21 protein-coding genes are annotated in these 21,456 nt (G+C 59.0%); 8 read left to right on the forward strand and 13 right to left on the reverse strand.

Annotation, left to right across the window (positions count from 1 at the left end; translation table 11 throughout):
- Nucleotides 1-30: 30 nt before the first annotated feature.
- Both moaB and H8B20_RS09150 read left to right on the forward strand, forming a co-directional pair.
- Nucleotides 31-570, forward strand: a complete 540-nt coding sequence (moaB, locus tag H8B20_RS09145; protein WP_042560237.1) for a molybdenum cofactor biosynthesis protein B — start codon at nt 31-33, stop codon at nt 568-570.
- Complete coding sequence (locus H8B20_RS09150; RefSeq protein ID WP_210622911.1) at nt 554-1,780, forward strand: molybdopterin molybdotransferase MoeA; 1,227 nt, start codon at nt 554-556, stop codon at nt 1,778-1,780. The genes moaB and H8B20_RS09150 overlap by 17 nt, the downstream gene beginning before the upstream one ends.
- A gap of 61 nt (nt 1,781-1,841) precedes the next feature.
- Here the strand turns inward: H8B20_RS09150 and H8B20_RS09155 are convergent, their stop codons facing one another.
- The gene (locus tag H8B20_RS09155) at nt 1,842-2,141 is read right to left on the reverse strand and encodes a hypothetical protein (protein ID WP_210622972.1); all 300 of its coding nucleotides are present in this window, start codon (nt 2,139-2,141) and stop codon (nt 1,842-1,844) included.
- Between the two features lie 311 nt (nt 2,142-2,452).
- Between H8B20_RS09155 and yegS the strand changes: the two genes are divergently transcribed.
- Nucleotides 2,453-3,370 (forward strand): lipid kinase YegS, encoded by a 918-nt coding sequence (gene yegS, locus H8B20_RS09160; protein WP_210622912.1) that lies wholly within the window; start codon nt 2,453-2,455, stop codon nt 3,368-3,370.
- Here the strand turns inward: yegS and H8B20_RS09165 are convergent.
- The 3 genes from H8B20_RS09165 to H8B20_RS09175 form a co-directional block, all read right to left on the reverse strand.
- The gene (locus H8B20_RS09165) at nt 3,354-4,010 is read right to left on the reverse strand and encodes a response regulator (RefSeq protein ID WP_042560233.1); all 657 of its coding nucleotides are present in this window, start codon (nt 4,008-4,010) and stop codon (nt 3,354-3,356) included. The two genes, yegS and H8B20_RS09165, sit on opposite strands and share 17 nt — an antisense overlap.
- Nucleotides 4,007-4,900 carry a sensor histidine kinase gene (locus tag H8B20_RS09170; protein ID WP_210622974.1) on the reverse strand — a complete coding sequence of 298 codons (894 nt, stop codon included), beginning with the start codon at nt 4,898-4,900 and terminating at the stop codon, nt 4,007-4,009. Before H8B20_RS09170 ends, H8B20_RS09165 begins: the two co-directional genes overlap by 4 nt.
- A 486-nt stretch (nt 4,901-5,386) precedes the next feature.
- The gene (locus tag H8B20_RS09175; RefSeq protein ID WP_210622913.1) at nt 5,387-5,857 is read right to left on the reverse strand and encodes a hypothetical protein; all 471 of its coding nucleotides are present in this window, start codon (nt 5,855-5,857) and stop codon (nt 5,387-5,389) included.
- Nucleotides 5,858-6,310: 453 nt separating this feature from the next.
- Between H8B20_RS09175 and H8B20_RS09180 the strand changes: the two genes are divergently transcribed.
- Both H8B20_RS09180 and H8B20_RS09185 read left to right on the forward strand, forming a co-directional pair.
- Nucleotides 6,311-7,246 carry a chemotaxis protein CheV gene (locus tag H8B20_RS09180; RefSeq protein WP_210622914.1) on the forward strand — a complete coding sequence of 312 codons (936 nt, stop codon included), beginning with the start codon at nt 6,311-6,313 and terminating at the stop codon, nt 7,244-7,246.
- 174 nt (nt 7,247-7,420) lie between these two features.
- The gene (locus H8B20_RS09185; RefSeq protein ID WP_210622915.1) at nt 7,421-8,227 is read left to right on the forward strand and encodes an MOSC domain-containing protein; all 807 of its coding nucleotides are present in this window, start codon (nt 7,421-7,423) and stop codon (nt 8,225-8,227) included.
- A gap of 72 nt (nt 8,228-8,299) precedes the next feature.
- On the opposite strand, the gene ppnP is transcribed toward H8B20_RS09185, so the two are convergent.
- The 8 genes from ppnP to H8B20_RS09225 form a co-directional block, all read right to left on the reverse strand.
- A complete protein-coding gene (gene ppnP / locus H8B20_RS09190; protein WP_210622916.1) occupies nt 8,300-8,584 on the reverse strand; it encodes a pyrimidine/purine nucleoside phosphorylase in 285 nt (94 codons plus the stop codon).
- A gap of 103 nt (nt 8,585-8,687) precedes the next feature.
- Nucleotides 8,688-9,230, reverse strand: a complete 543-nt coding sequence (locus H8B20_RS09195; protein ID WP_042560227.1) for a 3'-5' exonuclease — start codon at nt 9,228-9,230, stop codon at nt 8,688-8,690.
- A gap of 70 nt (nt 9,231-9,300) precedes the next feature.
- Complete coding sequence (locus H8B20_RS09200; RefSeq protein WP_210622917.1) at nt 9,301-11,262, reverse strand: acetyl/propionyl/methylcrotonyl-CoA carboxylase subunit alpha; 1,962 nt, start codon at nt 11,260-11,262, stop codon at nt 9,301-9,303.
- Nucleotides 11,263-11,371: 109 nt separating this feature from the next.
- Nucleotides 11,372-12,169, reverse strand: coding sequence for an enoyl-CoA hydratase/isomerase family protein (locus tag H8B20_RS09205; RefSeq protein ID WP_210622918.1), 798 nt, complete (start codon nt 12,167-12,169; stop codon nt 11,372-11,374).
- Nucleotides 12,166-13,323: a citronellyl-CoA dehydrogenase gene (atuD, locus tag H8B20_RS09210; RefSeq protein ID WP_042560224.1), complete on the reverse strand. Its 1,158-nt coding sequence runs from the start codon at nt 13,321-13,323 to the stop codon at nt 12,166-12,168. Before atuD ends, H8B20_RS09205 begins: the two co-directional genes overlap by 4 nt.
- A 30-nt stretch (nt 13,324-13,353) precedes the next feature.
- A complete protein-coding gene (atuC, locus tag H8B20_RS09215) occupies nt 13,354-14,970 on the reverse strand; it encodes an acyl-CoA carboxylase subunit beta (protein ID WP_210622919.1) in 1,617 nt (538 codons plus the stop codon).
- A 3-nt stretch (nt 14,971-14,973) separates the two neighbouring features.
- Complete coding sequence (locus tag H8B20_RS09220) at nt 14,974-15,843, reverse strand: SDR family oxidoreductase (protein ID WP_210622920.1); 870 nt, start codon at nt 15,841-15,843, stop codon at nt 14,974-14,976.
- Nucleotides 15,844-15,855: 12 nt separating this feature from the next.
- Nucleotides 15,856-17,646, reverse strand: coding sequence for an acyclic terpene utilization AtuA family protein (locus tag H8B20_RS09225; RefSeq protein WP_210622921.1), 1,791 nt, complete (start codon nt 17,644-17,646; stop codon nt 15,856-15,858).
- Nucleotides 17,647-17,829: 183 nt separating this feature from the next.
- Between H8B20_RS09225 and H8B20_RS09230 the strand changes: the two genes are divergently transcribed.
- The 3 genes from H8B20_RS09230 (at nt 17,830) to H8B20_RS09240 (ending at nt 20,441) form a co-directional block, all read left to right on the forward strand.
- Complete coding sequence (locus H8B20_RS09230) at nt 17,830-18,453, forward strand: TetR/AcrR family transcriptional regulator (RefSeq protein ID WP_042560220.1); 624 nt, start codon at nt 17,830-17,832, stop codon at nt 18,451-18,453.
- A gap of 92 nt (nt 18,454-18,545) precedes the next feature.
- On the forward strand, nt 18,546-19,343 hold the full coding sequence (locus H8B20_RS09235) for a substrate-binding periplasmic protein (RefSeq protein ID WP_210622922.1): 798 nt from the start codon (nt 18,546-18,548) through the stop codon (nt 19,341-19,343).
- 84 nt (nt 19,344-19,427) lie between these two features.
- Nucleotides 19,428-20,441, forward strand: a complete 1,014-nt coding sequence (locus H8B20_RS09240) for a GNAT family N-acetyltransferase (protein ID WP_210622923.1) — start codon at nt 19,428-19,430, stop codon at nt 20,439-20,441.
- A gap of 111 nt (nt 20,442-20,552) precedes the next feature.
- Here the strand turns inward: H8B20_RS09240 and H8B20_RS09245 are convergent, their stop codons facing one another.
- Nucleotides 20,553-21,107, reverse strand: coding sequence for an RNA polymerase factor sigma-70 (locus tag H8B20_RS09245; protein ID WP_042560216.1), 555 nt, complete (start codon nt 21,105-21,107; stop codon nt 20,553-20,555).
- Nucleotides 21,108-21,456 lie beyond the last annotated feature (349 nt).

Genomic DNA, 21,456 nt, shown 5'->3' on the forward strand with positions numbered 1-21,456 from the left:
GCACCGTTTCTCCTACAACTGGACGAGCCTATGAAAGCCAAGGCTGATGTACCTTTCGTGCCGCTCAATATCGCGGTGCTGACTGTCAGTGATACCCGTACTCTGGAAACCGACACCTCAGGCCAGGTCTTTGTCGACCGCCTGGCAGCGGCCGGCCACAATCTGGCGGCGCGGGTCCTGCTTAAAGATGACCTCTACAAAATTCGCGCGCAAGTCGCCAACTGGATCGCCGACGATGTGGTGCAGGTTGTGCTGATTACCGGTGGCACCGGGTTCACTGGCCGCGACAGTACACCGGAAGCTGTGGCGTGCCTGCTCGACAAGCAAGTGGATGGGTTTGGCGAGTTGTTCCGACAGATATCGGTGGCCGATATCGGCACCTCTACCGTGCAGTCCCGTGCGCTGGCCGGTCTGGCCAACGGTACGCTGGTTTGCTGTCTGCCAGGCTCGACCAACGCCGTGCGCACGGGTTGGGATGGCATTCTCGGTGAGCAACTGGACGCTCGTCACCGTCCATGCAATTTCGTCACTCATCTGAAGCAGGCCGCGCCTTGTGAATCCCGTGGGTAAGCCGGGCAAGACGGGCCCGCTGATGCCCGTCGAAGTTGCGCTGGCGCGTCTGCTGGAAATGGCTGAAGCGTCACCGATTGCCGAGCAGGAATATTTGCCGCTGGCGCAGGTCGAGGGTCGAGTGTTGGCCGAGGACCTGATTTCGACCCTGGATTTGCCACCCTGGCCGAACAGCGCAATGGACGGTTATGCCCTGAACCTGGTCGACTGGACGGGCGAAGCCATGACGGTCAGTCAAAAAGTGTTCGCCGGACAATCTCCGCAAGCCCTGAAACCCGGCACGTGCGCGCGGATTTTCACCGGAGCACCGGTACCGCCGGGCGCCGATTGCGTGGAAATGCAGGAAAACGCTGAGGTTCAGGCTGATGGAAGCGTGCGCTTCATCCAGCCGATGAAGATTGGCCAGAACATTCGCCCGCAAGGCCAGGAAATCACAGTTGGCGAGTTGATCTTGCCGGCCGGAACCCGGCTTGGCCCGATAGAGCAGGGTTTGGTTGCCTCGCTAGGCTGTGCCGGCGTCAAGGTTGTGCGCAAGGTTCGCGTGGCGGTGATTTCCACCGGTGACGAATTGGTCGAGCCGGGGCAGCCGCTGGGGCCGGGTCAGATCTACAACAGCAATCGGGTGTTGCTTTGCAGCTGGTTGGAGCGCCTGGGCTGCGAAGTGATCGACGCCGGTATTCTGCCGGATGATCTCGCCACCACCCGGGCCCGTTTAGGTGAGTTGCAGGATGTTGATCTGATTCTTTCCACCGGTGGCGTCTCGGTGGGTGAAGCTGATTTTCTCGGTATCGCCTTGCGAGAAGAAGGGGAGCTGGCCCTATGGAAGCTAGCGATCAAGCCCGGAAAACCGCTGACATTCGGCCATTTTCGTAATGTGCCGGTTATCGGGTTGCCTGGCAATCCGGCTTCGACATTGGTGACGTTTGCATTACTGGCCCGGCCTTATCTGTTGCGACGTCAGGGGGTGCAGGACATCGAGCCTTTGAAATTCACGGTACCAGCAAGCTTTGTCTGGCCTGTTGCCGGTAATCGGCGTGAATATCTGCGGGGCCGTCTTGAGCAGGGGCGGGCGACTATTTACCGTAACCAGAGCTCGGGTGTGCTGCGCAGCGCCGCGTGGGCAGACGGATTGGTGGAAGTGCTGGAGGGGCGCACACTGCTCGAAGGAGACGAGGTCGTCTTCATCCCGCTAAGTGAACTCCTGGGCTGAATCCTGTCCCGCAATTGCAGGCATGGGCTGATCCAGCCGGTGCCTGCAAAGTTTCATTCGGTCAATGGCTCAGCAGGGTAACCAGCTGGTCGAACCGGCTGTTGGCCACCCAACCCAGCAGACCCATCACTACGGCGGTTGCACCCGCCGAGTAGGCCAGACGATGTTTGATCGTTCTGACGTCACTGCGGACTTCGTCCATGTCCCGTCGAATATATTTGAGGTGGGTTTCCAGTTCGGTCACACGAGGTTCCATATCAACTTCTCCAGCGGTCTTCTTGAAATCGGGCGGGTGATTCGCGCGACATTCGGCGAGGGGGGCTATCGGATTCACTGGCATTCTGGCTTCACGACCTGGCATGGAGATGTCCATCTGCTGCTTCAAACCCCTGCCTGCAATATTTGCCCTCTTTCCAGTTGTTAAAACCCTCGAGGTAACCTCTCATTACGTGCACGTCCTTGTGTAGTCGGATTGATGATTGATACCGCTCGCACACGGTGAACCAACTGTCATACCGGGTCAATTAAGCCGATTCCTCATGTTTTGTAAGAAAAAATACCGCTGTGTAGGACTCCTCAGCCAGGCGAAAGAATTATTTGCCATTCTCAGGGCTTTTTTGCGCGCCACGGTGGTCAAGATGTTTCAACCGATTCAATTCAGGGAGTGACGCTATGAGTGAACGCCGGGCACTGTTGATTCTGCATGGCAAGCAGGCACTCAACGAGGCGGTTCGCACCGCGGTCGAGGACAAACGCGAGCAAGGCTGGGAATTGGCAGTGCGCCTGACCTGGGAGGCGGGGGATGCCCAGCGCTGGGTCGAACAAGCATTGGCGGACGGGTACACGAAAATTATCGCCGGCGGCGGAGACGGTACGTTGCGCGACATCGCCGAGGCCCTTGCGGCCCACCCGGGGAAAGCCAGTCTTGTCCTTTTGCCTTTGGGTACCGCTAACGATTTTTCCCGCGCAGCGGGGATTCCGATGGAGCCGGCCGAGGCGCTTGAACTCCTCGATGTACCGCCGCGTGACATTGATCTGGGTGAAGTGGGCGGGCAAGTTTTCCTGAACATGGCTACGGGCGGTTTTGGCAGTCAGGTCACGGCCAATACTTCAGAGGATCTGAAAAAGGTACTCGGCGGGGCAGCCTATCTGTTCACTGGTTTGACCCGGTTCAGCGAACTGCACGCCGCTTATGGCGAGCTGCAGGGGCCGGATTTCCACTGGAGTGGCGAGCTGCTGGCGTTGGGCATCGGCAATGGTCGCCAGGCTGGCGGCGGGCATGTTTTATGCCCTCAGGCGCTGGCTGACGACGGGTTGCTGGATATCAGCATCCTGCCAGCGCCACAAGAATTGGTGGGGACATTGAAAAACCTGCTCAGCGATGGATTCGGCATCGACAGTATGTTTGTCCGAACTCGCTTGCCTTGGGTTGAAATCAAGGTAGCCGAGGGGCTTTACATCAATCTTGACGGTGAACCTCTGGAGGGCGACAGCATGCGCTTCGAGGCGCGCCCGGCGGCGTTGCAGATACACCTGCCGAAGGACTCGCCGCTATTGAGCGATAATCTGGCGCTCAATCGTCCAGACTGATGATCTGTTCGCGTACGGCGAACAGCACCAGGCCCGCCACATCGTAGATTTGCAGGCGCTTCATGATCTGCGAGCGGTGGGTCTCGACAGTTTTGATGCTCAAGCCCAGGCCATTGGCAATTTCCCGGGTGGATTTCCCACGCACGATCAGCCGCAGGATTTCCAGTTGTCGAGCCGTGAGGTTGTGCGATTCGGCGATTTCCGGCTGCTTCTGATTGCGAGTCAGTGCCTGATTGATCACGGTGTGGGCGATGGCCGGACTCAGGTAACGCTCGTTATTGCGCAAGGCTTCCAGGGCGTGTTCGAGCTCGGTGGCCGTGGTGTCTTTAAGAAGATAGCCGTGCGCGCCGGACTCCAATGCCTGCATGATCAATGCAGGATCGGTGTGCATCGACAAAATCAGCACTTTGCTCTGTGGCCGCACACGTTTGAGGCGTTGCAGGGCTTCCAGGCCGCCGGTTTGCTTCATGGAAATATCCAACAGCACGATGTCGGGGCTGAGCTGCTCGACCATTTCGAGCAGTTGCGAGCCATCATTGGCTTCGCCAATAACCGCGTAACCGGGAATATCCAGCACCAGAGCGCGAACGCCGGCCCTGATCAGCGAGTGGTCATCCACCAGAAGTAAGTTGCAAGTCAACGCATAACCTTATTCGTACTGGCCCGCTCGAGTGCCCGCGGCGCCCAGGGGAGAAGTGCTTCGATTTGAGTGCCCTTGCCAGGCTCGCTGATAACGCTCAGGGTGCCACCCAATTGCTCGATCCGTTCGGCCATCCCGGCCATGCCCCGCTGTCCTTCACGACCTGGATTGGCCGCCGGGGCGAACCCCAGACCGTCATCACTGATCAGCAGCGTCAAGCCTTTCGGCAGGCGCTGCACGCGTATCAGCAGGTTTTTCGCCTGTGCATGACGCAAAATATTGGTGACGGCTTCCTGGGTGATGCGGAAAGCGGCGACCGCCATTTCTTCCGGAATACCATTGAGGCGCTGCTGGCAATCGAGACTCCAGTGCACGCTGGTATTGGTCATTGTCTTGAGCAGATGCGCTCGCAGGCTGGCCTCAAGACCGAGGCTGGTCAACTGGCGGGGATTGAGAATGGCCGATACATCGCGCACTTTGTTCAGCGTCTCTTCGAGGGTTTCGCAAAGTGTGGTGCAGTGTTCCTGCAAATCTTCCGGCATGCGTCGTTTGAGCCATTCGCCTTGCAGCTTGGCGGCGGTCAGCAATTGGCCGATATCATCGTGCAATTCGCGGCTGAGGCGGTGACGCTCGTTTTCCTGGACTTCCAGCAGACGGTCAGCAAGTTCCTGTGGCTGGAATTTTATCGATTTGCGTGACAGCCGATATTGAACCCACACACAGGCGGTGGCGGCAATGTTCAGTAACAGAACGCCCAGGTAAAGTTGCGCGGAAAACCCGTAGGTCAGCAGGCTGCCAAGGGCTGCCGCGACGCACAGTATGAGTGTGAACCGACGCGCATTTTCCCGGGAGGGAGGCCATGTAGTGATTGACTTGAGGCTGGCGTACATAACGGATGGAGCCAATGGATGTTCGCTGCGGGTAGACCGGCCGGTGGCTGGCGGGTCTCTGTCTGTAAAGGGTGCCAATAATGCTAAGGATTTCAACGTGGTTCAGTGAATGTACAGGATCACCAACTTCGGGTGGATGCCTTTCTATGGAGTCACTGTGCCATTAACTTGGAAGCAATTAGTGGGCGGCATAATACCACTTAAGATACCGTTGGTCGCGTTTGCTATATATGTCCAATGGGTCAGGAAATACGGCATGTTGGACACGAGTTCCATAATGGAAATATCAATATATTGAGTTGGATTGGTATCTGCATTGCCAGAAGTTGGAACTCTTCAGATACAGGCAAACCCCTAGCGCGGCAGGAGATACACGCTGTTGTCCGGTGGGAATATTTACTTGATTTGTCGCTGGCAGATACGATTTATGCAATTACGACAAGGAGGGAGTGGTCCGGCAACCTCGACGATCACCGTCATGCCGAATCAGGCCTGTCGTTCCGAATAGTTCAGCAATGGCAAACGGTTGGTTTTCAGCACTGGTTGAAACTGAGTTTGTCCGACGTGAGCGGCAAACGCTTCGAGCAGTGAGGTCTGTTCGGTTTTATCGAGGCTCAGTTGCCCGGTTTTATGATCGACCAGTTCAAGCTGCCAGGCCATCAGTGTGAAGCATTCCTTTAGCGCATCCAGGGCCTGTTCGTGCAGATCCACGTGATCCTGTGCCAGATTGAGCAGGCCGTAGATGTGCAGGGAAAACTCGGAAATCGCCTCAAGCGCCAGAGCTTCAGCCCTGCTTGCGAGTTTGAGGAGGGTAATGAGCATGCAGTCGATAGCGTCTTTGTCATTGCTGATCATCTGCAGATGGCTGAGGCATTCTTCGGACTTGGCCAGGAGCGTTTCAGCCTCGACAAGAAATTCCGGGAAGCGTTGCGCCCACTCTTTACGGTCGATCGGCATGCTTATCTCCACAACATCATGGCTACTGAGGGGATGCCGTGTGTGACGACGATCGTGGATCGTCGGGAGATCGCGCCCAGACGTGCAGGAGCACAGACTGAGACGTTCCAGTGGGGTTGTTTCCGCTGAACTGCGATCGCACACAATAGCCTGACTCCGTTCATGCAATGAGAATGGCGTCACATTAATGGCTATTGGATATTGCGAATATCAGGTTGGGCCTGATTGTTACTAGGGGAATCCCTTAGGCGCGGGAACCTACAGTGCAAACCGTGGTCGCGCCGCAAAGACTTTAGCAGATGAAAAACTCAGCGCCAGTAAAGCATGATGTTAATGTGACATCAATGCCCCGTTATGGCATTTTGAAAGCGATTTCCATGGGGATCAAGATTTGGCATTCGTAGCCGATAACCCCTCTTAGTGAATTCATCAGAACAAGCCCAGGAGTCATTGATGGCCGGCATTCTCGACACGGTAGACCAACGCACGCAACTGGTGGGTGAGAATCGCCTGGAAATTCTCATGTTTCGACTGGCCGGGCGCCAGTTGTTTGCGATCAACGTGTTCAAGGTTCAGGAAGTGCTGCAACTGCCGAAGCTGACCCTTATGCCTCAGCGTCACCCGTTTGTCTGCGGTGTGGTCAACCTGCGCGGGCAGACGTTGCCGGTGATCGATCTTTCGCAAGCGATCGGCATGCGTCCATTGGTGCCGGGCCCAACGAGCACCATCATCGTTACCGAATACAACCGCTCGGTGCAGGCCTTCCTCGTCGGTGGTGTAGATCGCATCGTCAACATGAACTGGGAAGCCATTCTGCCGCCACCGGCCAGCGCCGGCCGTCAGCACTATCTGACGGCGATCAGCAAGGTCGACGATCAACTGGTGGAAATCATCGACGTCGAGAAAGTGCTCGCCGAGATCGTTCCGTACAACGCCAAGGTCTCGCGCGAAAAACTCGATGATCCGGTCCTGGAGCGCGCCCGTGGCCGCGAAGTGCTGCTGGTGGACGACTCCAATGTGGCGCTCTCGCAGTTGCGTGACACCCTTGGACAGCTCGGCGTGAAAATGCACATTGCCAGCGACGGCTTGAAGGCGCTGAACATGCTCAAAGCCTGGGCCGACACCGGCGTGAACATGACCGACAAACTGCTGATGGTGTTCACCGACGCGGAAATGCCGGAAATGGACGGCTATCGCCTGACTACCGAGATACGCAATGACCCACGCCTGCGCGGCCTGTACGTGGTGCTGCACACCTCCCTGTCCGGCAGTTTCAACGAATCCATGGTGAAGAAGGTCGGCTGCGACAACTTCCTCTCCAAGTTCCAGCCGGACAAACTGGTCGATGTGGTGCGCCAACGCCTGATGCTTGATGAAGTACCGGCCTGATCACAACACCGTTTGAAACTTTAGGAGTTAGCCTGCTCGCGATGCCGATAGTCCGGCCAATAGTTTGTCGGATGTGAGTCCGTCATCGCGAGCAGGCTCGCTCCCACAGTTTGCTCTTTGATTCCCTGAGCAGCTCGTATAGGGTGGCTTTTTTTGCCTACCAGGGAGCTGGCCATGCTGCGTCTGAGCGCGCTTTATCGTTATCCGTTGAAATCCGGCAAGGGCGAGGTTCTGCAAGGAATCGACCTGGACAAGCTGGGGCTTGATGGCGATCGACGCTGGATGCTGGTGGACGAAGCCAGCGGCCGTTTCCTGACTCAGCGCGCTGAAGCGAAAATGAGCCAGCTGTCAGCGCTGTGGAATGCCCACGGCGGCTTGACCCTGAGTGCGCCCGAACGTGCTTCGATCGAAATCGACTTGCCTGGTAACGACGCCGAACTTCGTGGCGTGACCATTTGGCGAGACACCTTGCGGGTGCCGGATGCAGGTGATGAGGCGGCTCGATGGGTCAGTGATTTCATTGGTAAGCCGACCCGTCTGGTGCAAATGCCTCTGGATCGCGCGCGTATGACTCAAGCGGGTTTTGGCAAGGATGACGATCAGGTCGCGTTAGCCGACGGTTTTCCGTTGTTGCTGATCGGTGAGGCATCGCTGCAGCATTTGTCGCAGGAGGTCGGACGACCGCTGGAAATGCTGCGTTTTCGGCCGAATCTGGTGATAGAAGGCAGTCAGGCGTATGCCGAGGATGGATGGAAGCGGATTCGCATTGGCGACGTCGAGTTCCGCGTGGTCAAGCCTTGCTCACGCTGCATCCTCACCACCATCGACCCGCAAACCGGTGAGCGCAGTGCTGACCGCGAACCGCTGGCGACGTTGCAAAAGACCCGCGCGCAGGCTGACGGTGCGATGTTCGGGCAGAACCTGGTGAATGACAGCAACGGTCGTCTCGAGGTCGGAATGCCGGTGGAGATTCTCGACTAACCCGTCACTGAAACAAAAAATGCCCGTGTCCTTGGAGACGGGCATTTTCATTGGCGCTTCAAAACCAGCGGTTTAGCCGCGGTATTCGCACAGGTAAGCCGTGTCGACGGCGACTTTCAGCTGGAACTTGCTGTTGGCCGGTACGTTGAACTGGCTGCCGGCGTCGAAGGTTTCCCAGTCGGTGCTGTCTGGCAGTTTGACCGTCAGTGCGCCGGACACCACGTGCATGATTTCACGCTGGGCAGTGCCGAATTCGTATTCGCCCGGGGCCATGACGCCGATGGTCGCCGGACCTTCAGCGGTGCCAAAGGCGATCGACTTGACGGTGCCGTCGAAGTACTCGTTGACTTTAAACATGGGCGATTCCTCGAAAAGGGCTAAAAAGTGGGGCGGCCAGTATGCACAAGGCTTTCAACGCCGTCACCTGCCCGGCGCCTGTCCTGCAAGTCGAGAATTGACCCTAGAGTGGCAATACCAAAGGCAACAGCCGCGCCGTATTGCGCGCGTCTTCCAATGCGCGATGTTGCTGGCCGCTGAACTGCATGCCAGCGAGTGCAAGCGCACCGTTGAGCCCCAGCGGCCGCTCCAGACGCCGGGCTTTGGCAAAGCGTTGCTTGAGGTTCATGTGCGGCACTTTGCTCAACCCGCTGTCGATTTGCAGGCGCTGCCATTCCTGCAACAACTGCTTGCGGTCGTAATCGCCCCAACTGGCCCAGCCTTCAAGGCGTGACTGATGCTGAGCAAGCCAGCGTTCGAACGCCGGCCAAACTTCGTTCAAGGTCTGTGCCGCGTCGATATTGGCCTGGGTGATGTGCGTGAGCTGGCGACAGAAGGGCGTCAACAAGGGGCGCCGTGTCGGTTTGACGAAGCGCTGAAAGTGATCTTGCTCGCGCCCGGCACGATCGACCAGCGTGGCGCCGATCTCGATGATTTCCATTTCCGTGACCGGCCAGCCGCCCTCGTCGGTGGTAGCTTCCAAATCAATGACCAGCCAGTGTGGCATCGCAGGGTTCCTGATTTCCGCGTTCTGATAATTCAGAGCGTAGTCAAACCCCGCGGATGCGCTCGGGCGACTACTCGACCTGCAACAGAACCTGACGATTTTTTACCTGATCGCCGACCTTGACCTGCACCCGCTTGAGCACGCCGTCGATGCCGGCCGTGAGCGGATGCTCCATTTTCATTGCCTCCAGTACCACCAGCAATTGACCCTTGCTGACCGCACTGCCTTCGCTGACGAGTACGTCGACAATGGCACCGTCCATCGGCGCCTTCAAGGTGCCGGAACTGACGCTGGTCTGACTGCCGATCACCGCGTGAGTTCGATCCTCCAGGTGCAGACTGCCGGGATGGGTGAACAGCCAGAGTTGCCCGGCATCGAGGCGATAGGCGTGGCGTTGGCGCAGGCCCCCGATTTCAAGTGTCAACGAGCATGTGCTGTGATCGATGAGTTTCAGTTCGAGGGCGCGTTCAGCGACGTGCACCTCAATCACATTCCCCGCGCACCTGAGCAGTTGCGCGGTCCAGTTCTGTTCATCAAGACCCAGCCGATAATGCAGCGGCACGCTGGCGTTGTTGCGCCAGCCGCTCAATGGCGCGCGGTGTTGTTGCGCCGATGCCAGATAAAACAGCACGGCTGCGATGGCCAGTTCTTCGGCACTCGGCGTGTGTGTATGCAGGCTTTGGTGATCGCTGAAATGCTGGGGAATGAATCCGGTGCTGAATTCACCGCTGATGAATTGTGGATGTTGCAACAGACTTTCGAGCAAGCGCTGATTGCTTTGCACGCCCAGCAACACCGTGTCCTGCACCGCGCGCAGCAGTTTGCGCCGGGCCTCTTCACGGGTGGCACCGTGAGCGATCAGTTTGCCGAGCATCGGGTCATAGAACGGGCTGACCGTTTGTCCTTCATGCAAACCATGGTCAATCCGCGCGCCGTGCTGCAACGCGGGTTCCCATCCTTGGATGCGCCCGGTTTGCGGCAGAAAATCTTGCGCGGGGTCTTCAGCATAAAGCCGCACTTCCATGGCATGGCCATTGAGCTGGACTTGCGCTTGCGTCAACGGCAGAGGCCGCCCCTCGGCCACCGACAATTGCCAGGCGACCAGATCGAGTCCGGTGATCAACTCGGTCACCGGGTGCTCGACCTGCAGGCGGGTGTTCATCTCAAGGAAGTAGAACTGCCCGCGCGCGTCGAGCAAAAACTCCACGGTGCCGGCGCCGACATAATTCACTGCGCGGCCGGCCTTCAGTGCAGCTTCGCCCATGGCTTGGCGCAACTCGGCGGTCATCACCGGGCAGGGCGCTTCTTCGATGACTTTTTGGTGGCGACGCTGGATCGAACAGTCCCGTTCGCCGAGATAGATCAGGTTGCCGTGGTGATCGCCAAACAGTTGCACTTCGACGTGCCGCGGGTCGATCAGCGCTTGTTCGAGAATCAATTCGGCGCTGCCAAATGCATTCAGGGCTTCAGAGCGTGCCGTGCGCAGTTGCGCCGGCAAATGCGCAGCGTCGTGCACCAACCGCATACCGCGGCCGCCACCTCCGGCACTGGCCTTGATCATCAGCGGGTAGCCGATGCGTTCGGCTTCGCTCAGCAAGGTGGCGTCGTCCTGCGCTGCACCTTGATAGCCGGCGATGCACGGCACGCCGGCGTCGAGCATGGCGAGTTTCGACAGGCGTTTGCTGCCCATCAATTCGATGGCGTCGGCACTTGGGCCGATGAAAATCAGGCCGGCCTGTTCGCAGGCGCGGGCGAACCCGGCGTTTTCCGAGAGAAAACCATAGCCAGGGTGGATCGCATCGGCGCCGCTGCGGCGAGCGGCGTCGAGAATGGCCGGTACGTTCAGATAGGACTGCAGCACGGGTGCCGGTCCGATCGGCACGGCTTGATCAGCCATTTGTACGTGCAGCGCATCGGTGTCGGCGTCGCTGAAGACAGCGACGGTGCGGTAGCCCAGGGCCTGTGCGGTGCGCTGGATACGGCAGGCGATTTCACCGCGGTTGGCGATCAGGATTTTGTGGATGGCGGGCATGGGCTGTTCCCTCGAAAGTTGCGGTGTATGTGCTGGCCTCTTCGCGAGCAGGCTCGCTCCCACATTTGGAATGCTTTCACTTGTGGTAGCGAGCCTGCTCGCGAAGCTTTTAGGTGGCCCAGCCCGGTTTGCGTTTTTGCATGAACGCCATGGTGCCCTCGATGCCTTCAGCACCCGTCACCGCTTCGCTGAACCACTGCGCCGCCTCATCCAGCAACTCAGTCGATGGTTGCCCGGCACTGGCCAGCAGAAGTTGTTTGGTCACGGCATTCGCCTCCGGCGCGCAACACAAGACATGCTGCAACACCTCATCCAGCCGCTCGGCCAGTGCTTGCGCATCCTGCTCGACAAAATGCACGACCCCCAAACGCCGCGCCTGATGACCATCGAAACGCGCGGCGGTCAACGCCAGTCTGCGTGTCTCAGTCAATCCAATGCGTTGCACCACAAATGGCGCGATCTGCGCCGGCAGCAGGCCGAGGCTGGTTTCCGGCAGACCGAATTGGGCCTTGTGATCAGCCATCGCCACGTCGCTGACACAGGCCAGTCCAAACCCACCGCCCATCACCGCGCCTTGCAGCACGCAGATCAACACTTGCGGCGCGTGCTGGGCTTCCTCCAGCAGCGCGCCGAACGCCCGGTTCAAATCTCGGTAAGCCTCGGCACCCTCGGCGCGGGCATTGGCCATGTCCTTGATGTCGCCACCGGCACAGAAATGTCCGCCGCTACCGCTGAGCACCAAGGCGCGAACAGCACGGTCATCGCGAACGGCCGCCAACACCGAGCGCAATTCGCTGACCATTTGGAGGCTCATCGCATTGCGGCTGTCCGGGCGATTGAGGGTGATGTGCAGCACACCGCCATGCAGTTCCAAAAGCAGCGTCTGGCAGTCGGGCAAGCCACTCATTTCTTTTTCCCCGGCAGGATGCCCATCAGTTTGCAGATGATCCCCAGCATGATTTCGTCGGCGCCGCCGCCAATCGATACCAGCCGCACATCGCGATAGGCGCGGGCCACCGGGTTGTCCCACATGAAGCCCATGCCGCCCCAGTATTGCAGGCAACTGTCGCTGACTTCGCGGCCGAGCCGGCCGGCCTTGAGCTTGGCCATCGATGCCAGTCGGGTAACGTCCTGGCCGCGAACGTATTGCTCGGTAGCCTGATAGACCAGCGCGCGCAGGCATTCGATTTCGGTCTGCAATTCGGCGAGGCGGAAATGGATGACCTGATTGTCGATCAGCGCATTGCCGAAGGTTTTGCGTTCCTTGCAATACTCGATGGTGCTGTCGACGCAATATTCCAGGCCCTTGATCATGTTCGCCGCGCCGAACAGGCGTTCTTCCTGAAACTGCAACATCTGCATCATGAAGCCGGCGCCTTCATGGCCGATGCGGTTGCGTTGCGGCACGCGGACATCGTCGAAAAACACCTGCGCGGTTTCCGAGCTGCGCATGCCGAGCTTGTCCAGATGCGAGCTGAGGCTGATGCCCGGCGTGGTCATCGGCACCATGATCAGCGACTTGTTGATGTGCGGTTTGTCGTCCGAAGTGTTGGCCAGCAGGCAGATGAAGTCAGCGCTCGGCGAGTTGGTGATCCACATCTTGCTGCCGTTGATCACGTAGTCGTCACCGTCCTTGCGCGCCGTGGTTTTCAACCCGGCAACGTCCGAACCGGCACCGACTTCCGACACGCCGATGCAGCCAACCTGCTCGCCGGTGATTGCCGGGCGAAGGAACTCTTCGCGCAGTTCATCTGAGCCGAACCGCGCCAGCGCCGGGGTGCACATGTCGGTCTGTACACCAATCGACATCGGGATGCCGCCGCAGTGAATGGTGCCGAACTCTTCGGCCGCGACAATCGAGTAGCTGTAATCAAGGCCCATGCCGCCGAATTTTTCCGGTTTGGAAATGCCTAGCAGGCCGAGGTCGCCGGCCTTGCGGAAGATTTCGTGGATCGGAAAGCGTCCGGCCTTTTCCCATTCATCGACGTGCGGGTTGATCTCGTGTTCGACAAACTGGCGGACGGTGCGGCGCAGTGCTTCGTGTTCCGGGGTGAAGATCATTTTTATTGTTCTCCGTAAGATCCGTGGCCGTCAGAAGCGGCTGACGCCGAAGCTGTTGGGTTGCAGTGCGCGAATGTCGGCTTCGTGGCAAATATCCAGCAAGTACCCGAGCAGGGTGCGAGTGTCGCGCGGGTCGATCAAGCCGTCGTCCCACAGATTGGCACTGCCATACAGCGCGGTGGACTGGCTGTCGAGTTTCTGCGCGGTGACCTGTTCGAGCATGTCGAGCATTTTCGGGTCCGGCACCAGACCATCCTTATGCTGTTTGGCTTCGGTGACGATGCGCAACACTTTGCCAGCCTGCGCGCCGCCCATTACCGCCGTGCGGCTGTTGGGCCAGGCGAAAATGAACCGTGGATCGAGGCCGCGCCCACACATCGCATAGTTGCCGGCACCGTAAGAGCCGCCGACGACCACCGTCAGTTTAGGCACCCGCGCGTTGGCCACCGCTTGAATCAGTTTCGAACCGTGTTTGATCACCCCTTGCTGCTCGGACTCGGTGCCGACCATGAACCCCGTGGTGTTGTGGAAGAACAGCAGCGGCGTCTGGCTCTGATCGCACAGTTGAATGAACTGCGCAGCTTTGCTCGCACCCTTTGGCGTGATCGGGCCGTTGTTGCCGATGAAGCCGCAGGCACGCCCCTGGATTTTCAATTGGCCGCAAATGGTTTGCTGGTCGAACTCGCCCTTGAACTCGAGGAAGTTCGATTCATCAGCGATCCGCGCAATGATTTCGCGCACGTCGTAAGGTTTTTTCGGATCGTCCGGGATCAAACCGAGCAGTTCTTCGATGGGGTAAAGCGGCTCTTTGTATTGCGGCTCCGGTAGCCACGGCAGTTGTTCGTTCCATGGCAGCATCCGCAGAATATCGCGCACTTGTCGCACGCCATCGGCATCGTTCTCGGCCAGATACTCGGCCGTGCCAGCAACCTGCGCGTGCATCTCGGCGCCGCCCAGTTCTTCATCGGTCGCCACTTCGCCCGTCGCGGCTTTGAGCAGCGGGGGGCCGGCGAGAAACAGCTTGGCCTTGCCGCGCACCACCACCACGTAATCCGACAAACCCGGTTGATAGGCGCCGCCCGCCGTAGCCGAGCCATGCACCACGGTGATCTGCGGCAAACCCATCGCTGACATGCGTGCCTGATTGGCAAAGCTGCGCGCACCTTCGACGAAAATCTCCGCTGCGTAGTTGAGGTTGGCGCCACCACTTTCGGCGAGGGTGATGACCGGCAGTTTGTTTTCCTGGGCGATCTGTTGCAGGCGCAGAGATTTTTTCAGGCCGCTGGGTGAAATCGTGCCTCCCTTGATTGCGCTGTTGTTGGCGACGACCATCGCGCGTATGCCTGACACGTAGCCAATGCCGGCGATCAAGCCGCCACCGGCCGCGCTGCCGTCTTTGTCGTCATGCAGTTTGTAACCGGCGAGGCTGGCCAGTTCGAGAAAAGGTGCGCCGGGGTCGAGCAGCAGATTGAGGCGTTCGCGGGGCAACAATTGTCCGCGCTTGTCGAATTTCGGCTTGGCTTCGGCGGCCTTGTTCAGCAGGTTCTGTTCGAGCTGTTGCACTTGCTCGATGGCGGTAAGCATCGCCGCACGGTTGCGGGCGAACGCCTCGCTGTGCGGGTCGAGTCGGGACTGGATCTGCGCCATGGCTTACTCCTTGTCCTTGAGCACATCGGGAAGGTAGGCCCGGTGAAAACCATTGAACGACTCACTATGAGACGCCTTGTGCAACGGCCAGGCCCGACTGCCGAGGCTGGCCGCACCATCGATTTTCAAGGTACTGCCACTGATGAACGCCGCCGCCGGACTGAGCAGAAACACGATCGCCGCGCTGACTTCCGATTCGGTACCAATGCGCTTGAGCGGCACATGTTCGCGCAGGGTCGGGATCACCGCTTTGAACGCGCCTTCGTAGGTGTCCATGCCGCTGGAGGCAATCCACCCCGGTGCCACCGCGTTGACCCGCACCCCGGCGTAACCCCACTCGAACGCGGCAGTTTTGGTGAAATTGTCCATGCCCGCACGCGCCGCGCCCGAATGGCCCATGCCGGGCATACCCCCCCACATGTCGGCGAGCATGTTGACGATGTTGCCGCCGTGTTTGCTCATCGACTGGTTGAACACTTCCCGCGCCATCAGAAAACCGCCGACCAGATTGGTGCGCAGTACGGTTTCGAAACCTTTCTGATTGATCGAAGCCAGCGGCGCCGGGTATTGGCCGCCGGCATTATTGACCAATCCATGGATCGGCCCGTGTTCAGCGATCAATTCGCTGACCCGTTGTCTGACCGCTTCCTCATCGCGAATATCGCAAGCCTGCCAATGCGCGCAACCACCGTCCTCGGCAATTTCGGCGGCGACTTTTTGCAGCTTTTCAGGTTTGCGCCCGACCAGCAGCACATGGGCGCCGAGCGCCGCCAGCTCATGGGCGGTGCAGCGCCCGATGCCGCTGCCGCCGCCGGTGACGATGATGGTCTGGCCGCGGAACAAATCGGTATTGAAAATCGACGCGTAAGCCATGCAAACCACCCTTTAGTCGAACTGTTCGGCGATGCTTTGTGGCACCGGGATCTGGATTTCCAATAGCTGCTGGGCGAAGGCTTTACCTTGCGGGTCGATGCGCAGACTGGCCACACCACCGCCGCCTAGGGCGTTTTCCAATAAAAAGTTCAGGCTGTGGGTGCCGGGCAGATACCAGCGTTCGACCCGGCCGTGAATCGGGTCCAGAACGTGGCTCATCCAGTCGACGATCACCGCCGGCGTTAACGCTTCGGCGATCCACGGCAGGTAGTCGGGCTTGCGCGGCATGACGCCGATATTGCTGTGATTGCCCTTGTCACCGGAGCGCGCCACGGCCAGTTTCACCAACGGCACGCTGGCGTCGGCGCGACCTTGGGGTTTGGGTGGTTGCTCGGCGATTGGCAAGTCCTGGCTGTCGAGTGCCGCCAGCGCGGGTAGGGCACACGGGTGATTTTCACCGGTCATGTTGATGTGCAGGTTGCAGGCGCTTTTGTCGATCAGGAACGAGAACAGGCGGATAACCGGATAGACCGTCGGCCGTCCGCCAACGATGCCGGTCAGGCCCGGGGCCATGCCGGTTGCAGCCTGGGCGATCTCCCGTGAAAACAGAATCAGCGCCTGCTTGTTCGGATGGCGCACAGCAAGTTTGATCACCACTTCGCGGGTGTCGTGGCGCTGCCCGTGAGGGCCGTAGGTGGCTTCGCTGCCGAGCAGTTCTATGTGGGTTTCGCTGTAAGGTGCCCAGCCGCGCTGGCTGAACATTTCCGACGTCTTGTCGATGATCGCCTGGCTGACGCGACGGGCCTTGTCCACCGCATCGATGCCGGCGATCAGGCAACTGGCGGTACAGCGAAAGCCGTCCGGATACGTGGCACTGACCTTGTATTTGTCGCTGGGCGGCAGGCCTTTGGCACCATGCACCTGCACCGCGTTCTTGCCTCGCTGCTGAAGTTTGACCTGAGTGAAATCGCAGATTACATCGGGCAGCAAATAGGCCTGCGGATCGCCGATTTCGTAAAGCATCTGTTCGCCGACGGTCAGTGGCGTGATCAGCCCGCCGGAGCCCTCGGGCTTGCTGACGATGAACTGGCTGTCGGCGCTGACTTCAACAATTGGAAAGCCGATGTGCTCGTAGTCCGGCACCTCGCGCCAGTCGGTGAAGTTGCCGCCGGTACACTGCGCGCCGCATTCGATGATGTGCCCGGCCAATGCGGCCTGGGCGAGTTTGTCGTAGTCGTGCCACGACCAGCCGAACTCATGCACCAACGCGGCACTGACTACAGCGCTGTCGACCACACGCCCGGTGATAACGATATCGGCGCCCAGGCGCAACGCTTCGACAATGCCCGGCGCGCCGAGGTAGGCGTTGGTCGAGACGCACATCGCAGGCAATGGCGCACCGGTGAACATCTCGCTAATGCCCTGAGAGGCGAGTTGCTTGAATTGCGGTTGCAGGTCATCGCCCAGCAGCACCGCGATTTTCAGCTTGATGCCGGCTGTATCGCAGACGGCTTGCAGTGCGGCGGCGCAGGCCCGGGGATTGACGCCGCCGGCGTTACTGATGACGCGGATATTCTGCTCGGCCAGTTGTGGCAGCAGCGGGGTGAGGACTTCGATGAAGTCGCTGGCGAACCCGCCTTGCGGATCCTTCATGCGTGCGCCGGCCATGATCGACATCGTGATCTCGGCCAGGTAATCGAACACCAGGTAATCCAGGCGTCCACCGTCCACCAGTTGGGCGGCGGCGGTAGAGGTGTCACCCCAGAAAGCACTGGCGCATCCGATGCGGACGGTGGTTGGCATTTTTATCTCCGACTCAGGGACCTGCGACAGAAGTGTCTGGAGGCTACCAAGCAAGCGCTTGGTTTGTAAACAGTTGAAATATCTTCTGCCCGAGCGCTTGCTTGGTTACCGTTGGCGGCTTAAATTGCGCGCAACCCTGCGGTTTCAGGGGGCAACAGATTGGGCGACTGTAGGAGAGAGCGGGTGGACGAGCAAAAAGCCCTGAGGGTCATGCGCGAATTGGTCGACCAAGGCCAACTGACCGACCCGGACAGCGCCCGCGGCAAACTGCTGCAAGTGGCGGCTCACCTGTTCCGCAACAAAGGCTATGAGCGCACCACGGTGCGCGATCTGGCTGGTGCGGTGGGCATTCAGTCGGGGAGCATTTTTCATCACTTCAAAAGCAAGGACGAAATCCTGCGTGCGGTGATGGAGGAAACCATCCGCTACAACACCGCTTTGATGCGCGCGGCGCTCGCCGATGCGACCAATGTGCGCGAGCGCGTGTTGGCGCTGATTCGCTGTGAATTGCAGTCGATCATGGGCGGCAGCGGCGAAGCCATGGCGGTGCTGGTCTACGAATGGCGCTCGTTGTCTGAGGATGGCCAGGCCAAAGTCCTCGCCTTGCGCGATGTTTATGAAGATCTTTGGCTACAGGTGCTCGGGGAGGCCAAGGAAGCCGGGTTTATTCGTGGCGACGTATTTGTCACTCGGCGTTTCCTCACCGGCGCCCTGTCCTGGACCACCACCTGGTTCCGTGCCGGCGGCAGTCTGAGCCTTGATCAGTTGGCTGATGAGGCCCTGATTCTGGTGCTTGAAGAGCGTTGAAGCGCTTTCTATCGGGCCGGGAAACTGGCTAACTGGGCGAAACCGCCTAGCTTGAATGCATTGATCGGTATTTTTTCGGGGAGTGGGGTGTTTTGAAGTCTTTGCCAAGTCGGACCGCCGCGAGGTTATTGCTCGCAGCGCTGGCTGCATTATGGGTATTGCCCGCTCAGGCAGCGCAATTGGTTCGGGTCGGTGCCGCGCACTTTCCGCCTTATACCGTTCGCCCCGAAAACGGTGCCGACACCGGCCTGTTGCCGCAGATGGTCGTGGCGTTGAACCGGCTGCAAAGCGACTATAAGTTCGTCCTCGTACCGACGTCGATTCCGCGCCGTTTCGGTGATTTCAAGCAGGGCCGGATCGACATGGCGATCTTCGAGAACCCTGAGTGGGGCTGGAAGGAAATCCCTCACAACGACGTCGATATGGGGCTTGAGGACGCCGAGATTTTTGTCGCCCAACGCGAAGACGGTCGACAACAGAACTATTTTGCCGACCTCAGCGGCAAGCGTCTGGCGCTGTTCAGTGGCTATCACTACGAGTTCGCCAGCTTCAATGCCGACCCGAAATTCCTCGCGCAAAACTTCAATGCCACGCTGACCTATTCCCACGACAGCAATCTGTTGATGGTGCTGCGCGGGCGCGCGGATATCGCGCTAGTGACCCGTTCTTATCTGAGTGATTACCTGCTGCGCAACGAAAAGGTGCGCGATGAATTGCTGGTGTCCCAGCGCATCGATCAGGTCTACCACCACTACGCCATCCTGCGTCCGACCGCGCCGATTACCGGCGAAGAGTTCAGCAAGTTGCTACAACGCCTGCGCGACAACGGCGAGATGCTGAAGATCTTCGATCCTTACCGGATTGCCGTGGTGCCAGTGCGTGATCACTGACTCAGGGTTTTCACCTCTAGTCTAAATTTTCTCTTTCCGCTCACGTCACATCGTTTAACTGTCGACGATCGTGAGCCTGCCCCCATGTCCAATCTGAATGACCTGACTGCCCTGGCCCTGCCTTTGGGCAGCCTGTTGGTAGCCGATGCAACCGAAAGCCGTTTGAGCCTGAGCCTGGACGGGCAACCGCTGATTCGCCTGCGCCTTGATCGCGAGGCCAAAGGGCCGATCCAGATCGATGAGCGTTTCGCCTTGCCGCCCGGGCAAGCCCTGTGGGCAGCCTGTTATTGGTTGCTTGCTCGAGACCCGGCGTGCCAGCAATTGACCTGGCAACTCGACCAGCCGCCAACCGAAGCCTTGCTCAGTGGCCTGTTGGTGAGCACTGAAGTGGCCGGCGAATACCGCTGCGAGCGCACGCTGTTCTGGCAACTGCCGCAACCGTGGCTCGGCACATCGCTGACTGGCTGTTATCCGCAGCAGATGATGATCAGCCAGGGCAAGCGCCACCCGCTGCGGCCGGTGAAGCCTCGCGGTGAAGTCTATCGGCGTTTTGATGCGCGCCTTGGTGCCTGGATTTCTCTGCGAACGGTCGAGATCGAAGCAGACCTGCCGCGCTTCAATCGCTGGCAGAACAACCCGCGAGTCGCCAGTTTCTGGGAAGAGCAAGGCAGTCTCGATCAGCATCGCGAATACCTGAGCAAACTCGACGCCGATCCGCACACGCTGACCCTGATCGGCTGTTTCGACGATCAGCCATTTGCCTATTTCGAAGCCTATTGGGCCAAGGAAGATCGCATCGCGCCGTTCTACGATGCCGACAATTACGACCGTGGCATTCACATGCTGGTGGGGGAGGAGGAGCACCGTGGCCCGCACAAAGTGGCGAGTTGGTTGTCGGCACTGGTGCATTACCTGTTTCTCGACGAACCACGGACTCAACGGGTCGTCGCCGAGCCGCGTGCCGACAACGCGAAGATGATCGGCTATATGCAAAACCAATGCTTTCACTGCGAAAAAGAATTCGACTTCCCGCACAAACGTGCAGCGCTGATGATGTTGGGGCGTGAGCGGTTTTTTGATCGGTGCACGTTGGCTTGATATTGCCGTAAAGCAAAAGATCGCAGCCTTCGGCAGCGCCTACAGGGTTAACGCGGAACCCGTGTAGGCGCTGCCGAAGGCTGCGATCTTTTTTGTGCGGACGACGCGGTCTTAACGACGACCCACAGCCACCGAATCACGGCGATTGCCCGACACCTTGCGGCAGTGCACCAGCGCATCACGAATCATGAAGTTGACCAGGGTCGGCGATACGCCGAGCTCCTTGGCGATGTCCTTCTGCGGCACACCGTGCAGGCGATACATCTCGAACGCATAGCGCGTACGACTCGGCAGCTCGGTCAGCGCATCGGCGATGTTTTCCAGGGTCGAGAAGTTGATGTGCGAGATTTCCGGCGAAGCACCTTGAATGACCACGTTCAACCCTTCCTCTTCAGGGCCGGAGTACTTCTGCTCCAGCGCCTGTTTGCGGTAGTGATCGATCGCAAGGTTGCGCACGATCTGGAACAGGTAACTCAATTGCGCCTTGATCGACGAGGTGATCGGCGGTGCCGACTGCAGTCGGAAAAACGCATCCTGGACCACGTCTTCGGCGCGCGAACGACAGCCGGTGATGCGTGCTGCAATCTTGACCAGAATCAGTCGATTGTCGACGAATGCCTGAAGTAGCGGTGAATCGCACCTGCTTGTGGATACTTGTTCCGTCATGGAAATCACCTTACTGCCAATAGGTTAGTGGGGCGCCCGGGGGCGGGGCCGCCCTACACATCGAGCGACAAATTATGTTGAATGATAATGATTGTCAAATGAGAAAGAGAAACAATGCGTTGAATTTTTGCGATCTGAGCACTGCGACACGCCGCCGCACCCCGCCCCCATTAGCGATCCCGTCTGCCGACTAATTATTTCCAGACGTCATCCGTTCTCATTGGTGAATGGTTCCGGATAAAGACTACCGGCCAGACAGCATTCCCATGCCTTGCGCGGTCGGCGTAGACCGCGCCCTGCATGCCCTGGAAGGGCGTGTCGCAGCAACCCGATTCCACTAGCAAGCCGA

The sequence above is a fragment of the Pseudomonas sp. P42 genome (genome assembly GCF_017973755.1).
In the GTDB taxonomy this organism is placed as follows: Bacteria; Pseudomonadota; Gammaproteobacteria; order Pseudomonadales; family Pseudomonadaceae; genus Aquipseudomonas; species Aquipseudomonas iridis.